This window comes from Archangium violaceum Cb vi76 (assembly GCF_000733295.1).
Classification (GTDB): domain Bacteria; phylum Myxococcota; class Myxococcia; order Myxococcales; family Myxococcaceae; genus Archangium; species Archangium violaceum.
The window spans coordinates 1-4,996 of the sequence record NZ_JPMI01000281.1; the positions used below are offsets into that span (position 1 = coordinate 1).

1 protein-coding gene is annotated in these 4,996 nt (G+C 69.5%); it reads left to right on the forward strand.

What is annotated here, in order from left to right; genetic code table 11:
- A partial coding sequence (locus Q664_RS39045; RefSeq protein WP_152622593.1) for a non-ribosomal peptide synthetase occupies positions 1–4,996 on the forward strand: 4,996 nt, incomplete at both ends.

The window sequence follows — 4,996 nt, forward strand, 5'->3', positions numbered from 1 at the left end:
ACCAGGTGGCCCGAGAGCGTCCCCAGTCCTTCTCCGGCCTGCGTCAGCTGCTCATCGGTGGCGAGGCCGCCGACCCCAGGTGGGTGCGCGAGGTGCTCCAGAAGGGGGCCCCGGGCAAGCTGATGAACGCCTACGGCCCCACCGAGAGCACCACCTTCGCCACCTGGTACCACGTGCGGCAGGTGCGTGAGGGCGCCACCACCATTCCCATTGGTGGCGGTCTGTCCAACACCACGCTGTATGTGCTCGATCTCAACGGGCAGCCCGTGCCGGTTGGTGTCCCCGGTGAGCTGCACATCGGTGGCGAGGGCCTCGCATGGGGTTACCTGCACCGCCCCGAGCTCACGGCCGAGAAGTTCGTCCCCCACCCGTTCGCCTCCCAACCCGGTGAGCGCCTCTACCGCACCGGCGACATGGTTCGCTGGCTGCCCGAGGGCAACCTCGATTTCCTGGGCCGCGTGGACGCCCAGGTGAAGCTCCGTGGCTTCCGCATCGAGCTGGGTGAAGTCGAGTCCGCGCTCGCGGGCCACCCGGGCGTGGGTGAGGCCGTGGTCATGGTGCGCGAGGACTCCCCGGGCGACAGGCGTCTGGTGGGCTACGTCGTGGCTCGTGAGGGCCAGGGCCTCGAGGTCTCCGAGCTCAAGGCGTACCTCAAGGACAAGCTGCCGGACTACATGGTCCCGGCCGCCCTGGTGAAGCTCGACACGCTGCCGCTCAACCCCAACGGCAAGGTGGACCGCAAGGCCCTGCCCGTGCCGGATCAAGCGCAGTCGAGCCGGGAGTACGTGGCTCCGCGCAACGAGACCGAGCGGCGCCTCGCGCAACTCTGGTCCGAGGTGCTCACCGCACCGCGCATCGGCATCCACGACAACTTCTTCGAGCTGGGTGGCCACTCGCTGCTGGCCACGCAGGCCCTCTCGCGCATCCGCACCGCCTTCAAGGCCGAGCTGCCCCTGCGCGAGTTCTTCGAGTCGCCCACCATCGCCGCGCTCGCGCTGAAGCTCGACCCGTCGCTCGAGGCCAGCCAGGGCACTCAGGCCCCGCCCCTCACCCGCGTCTCGCGCGAGGGCCCGCTGCCCCTGTCCTTCGCCCAGCAGCGCCTGTGGTTCCTGGATCAGCTCCAGCCGGGCGGCTCCTTCTATATCGTGCCCACCGCCTTGAGGCTGGAAGGCACGCTGGACGTCCCGGCGCTGGAGAACAGCCTCTCCGCGCTGGTGCGGCGTCACGAGTCGCTGCGCACCACGTTCCAGAGTGAGCGGGGCCAGCCCACCCAGGTCATCGCCCCGCCTGGCCCGCTGCCGCTGCAGGTGGTGGATCTGCGCTCGCTGCCCTCCGCCAGGCGTGAGGCCGAGGTGCACAAGCACACCACGCAGGAGGCACAGCGGCCGTTCGACCTCGGCCGTGGACCCCTGCTGCGTGCCCTGCTGCTGCGCGTGGGAGAGCAACAGCACGTGCTCATGCTCACGCTGCACCACATCATCTCCGATGGATGGTCCATGGGCGTGCTGGTGCGGGATCTGGCCGCGTTCTACCAGGCCTTCTCGCGGGGCCTGCCCGCCTCCCTGCCCGAGCTGCCCGTGCAGTACGCGGATTACGCGGCCTGGCAGCACGGCTGGCTCCAGGGCGAGGTGCTCAAGAAGCAGCTCGGCTGGTGGCGCCAGCGGTTGGCGGATGCGCCTCGTGCGCTGGAGCTGCCCACGGACAAGCCTCGGCCTCCCGTGCAGACGCACCAGGGTGCCCTCTGCCACCTACGGTTGTCGCCCCCCCTGTCCCTGGCCGTGAAGTCACTCGCGCAGCAGGAGGGTGCCACGCCCTTCATGGTGCTGCTCGCGATCTACCAGGTGCTGCTCTCGCGCTACTCGGGGCAGGACGACATCTGCGTGGGCTCGCCCATCGCCGGCCGCAACCGCGGCGAGCTGGAAGGCCTCATCGGCTTCTTCGTCAATCCCCTCGTCCTGCGTGCTCGCCTCTCCGGCGTCACCTCCTTCCGCGCCCTGCTCCACCAGGTGCGCGACACCACGCTCGGCGCCTTCGAGCACCAGGACATGCCCTTCGAGAAGCTCGTCGAGGCGCTCCAGCCCCAGCGTGACCTGAGCCGCTCGCCGCTCTTCCAGGTCATGTTCACCCTGCAGAACGCGCCCATGCCCGAGATGGCGCTTCCGGGGCTGAAGCTGCTTCCCCTCGAGGAGGAGGGCAACGTCGCCAAATTCGACGCCAACCTCATCTTCGCCCCCTCCGAGGACGGCTTCCACGGCGTCTTCGAGTACGCCACCGATCTCTTCGAGCACTCCACCGCCGCTCGCATGATGGGGCACTTCCAGGTCCTCCTGGAGGCCGCCCTCTCGCGCCCCGGCGCTCCTCTCTCCGGGCTGTCCCTGCTCTCCGAGGCCGAGCGTCAGCAGGTGCTCGTCGATTGGAACCAGACGCAGCGGTACTACCCCCGCGACGCCTGCATCCACCACCTCATCCAGCAGCAGGCTTCCCTGCGCCCCGGCGCCATCGCCGTCGAGTTCGGCGAGCAGAGCCTCTCCTGGCGTGAGCTGGACTCGCGCTCCAACCAGCTCGCCCACCTCCTGCGCTCGCACGGCGTGGGGCCCGACTCCCTCGTCGCCCTCTGCCTCGAGCGCTCCCTGGAGCTCATCATCTCCCTCCTGGGCATTCTCAAGGCTGGCGGTGCCTACCTCCCGCTCGACGCCACCTATCCAGCCCAGCGCCTCGCCTTCATGTTGGAGGACGCTCCTCCCCGGCTGCTCCTCACCACCCAGGCGCTGCGCTCCGCCCTCACCCTCCCTGACTCGCTGCCCTGCCTCGCCTGGGAGGAGCTGGAACTGGAGGGCCTACCCACGTCCGCTCCGGACTCCGGCGTCACCTCGCGCAACCTCGCCTACGTCAACTTCACCTCGGGCTCCACCGGCAGGCCCAAGGGCGTCGCCATCGAGCACCGCGCCGTCCTCCGCCTCTTCCACGGCGCCCGCTTCGCTCACTTCGGGCCCGAGACGAGCTTCCTCCACCACTCCCCCACCTCCTTCGACGCCACCACGTTCGAGATCTGGGGACCCCTGCTCTTCGGTGGCCGCCTCGTCGTCTTCCCTCCCCAGTCGCCCAGCGATCTGGAGCTCCTCTCCCAGGTCCTCTCCCGGCACAACGTCTCCACCCTCTACCTCTCCGCGGGCCTGTTCTCCCTGGCCGTCGACCACAAGCTCGACGGCCTGCGCGGACTGCGCCAGCTCCTCGTGGGGGGTGACGTCCTCTCCGCGCCTCACGCTCGCCGCGTGCTCGAGCAGCTGCGCATCCCGCTCACCAACGGCTATGGCCCCACGGAAAGCACCGTCTTCTCCACCTGCCTCCCCCTCACCCTGCCCGAGCAGGTGGGCGCCTCCGTCTCCATCGGCGCCCCCATCGCCAACACCCAGGTGTACCTGCTGGACGCCTCCTTCCAGCCCGTGCCCCCCGGTGTCCCCGGAGAGCTCTTCATCGGGGGCGAGGGGCTGGCTCGCGGCTACACCTCCAGGCCGGACCTCACCGCCGAGCGCTTCCTCCCCAACCCCTTCGCATCACAGCCCGGTGAGCGGCTCTACCGCACGGGTGACATCGCCCGCTGGCGCGCGGATGGCACCATCGACTTCCTCGGCCGCATTGACTCCCAGGTGAAGCTGCGCGGCTTCCGCATCGAGCTGCCCGAGGTGGAAGCCGCCCTCCTCTCCCACCCCGAGGTGCGAGAGGCCGTCGCCGTCGTCCGCGAGGACACCCCTGGCGACAAGTACCTCGTCGCCTACGTCACCGGAGATTCCCAGCAGCTCGACATCTCGGCCCTGCGCTCCTTCCTCAAGCAGCGCCTGCCCGACTTCATGCTGCCCTCGGCGCTCGTCCGCCTCGAGGCGCTCCCCCTCACTTCCACCTCCAAGGTGGACCGCAAGGCCCTTCCTCCTCCCGACGCCGCCTCCTCCGGCCGCACCGGCCATTTCGTGGAGCCCACCACGCCCCTGGAGCGGCAGCTCGTCTCCATCTGGTCCCAGGAGCTGGGCATCGAGGACGTGGGCGTGGATGACCACTTCTTCGAGAAGCTCGGCGGCACGTCTCTGTCCGTCATCAAGGTCGCGGCCCGGATACGCGAGGAGTCGGGTCGCGAGGTGCGGGTGACCTGGCTCTTCGAGCACCCCACCATCAGCGAGCTGGCCGCCCGCATGGACTCGGGCATCGCACCGGCTCCGGCTTCGGCTCTGGCGCCTCGCGAGCAGGAGGAGGCGGCCCAGGCCACCGAGCGCTCCAGCGCGGAGGACATCGCCATCATCGGCATGTCCGGCCGCTTCCCGGGAGCGCGCTCCGTCGAGGAGTTCTGGCACAACCTGCGCCAGGGCGTGGAGTCCATCTCCCGCTTCTCTCCCGAGGAGGTGGAGGCGATCCCCGGTCTCCCCGAAGGCATCTTCCAATGGCAGCACCCCCAGTTCGTCCCCGCGGGGGGTGTGATCACGGACGCCGACAAGTTCGACCACGGCTTCTTCGACATCTCCCTGCGTGAAGCCCAGGGGATGGACCCGCAGCAACGTCTCTTCCTCCAGACGGCCTGGAGCGCCCTGGAAGACGCCGGTGTCGATCCGGATCGTGTCCAGGGCCTCATCTCGCTGTACGCGGGTGCCTCGGACTCCGGCTACTCGCAGCTGGTGCAGAAGACCGTGCCGTTGGATCCCGCCGCCTTCTTCGAGGCGAGCACCAACGCGTCTCACCAGGGCACGGCCACCAAGACCTCCTACAAGCTGGGGCTCACCGGTGAGAGCCTCATGGTGTACACGGCCTGCTCCACGGGCCTGGTGGCCGTGCACATGGCCTGTGAGAGCCTGCATCAGCGCCGGTCCGACGTGGCCCTCGCCGGCGCCACCAACCTCGCCATCCCCCAGAAGACGGGCTACGTCTACCAGGAGGGGATGATCCTCTCGCCGGATGGGCACTGCCGCGCCTTCGATGCCCGCGCCAGGGGCGCCGTCGCCGGCAACGGTGT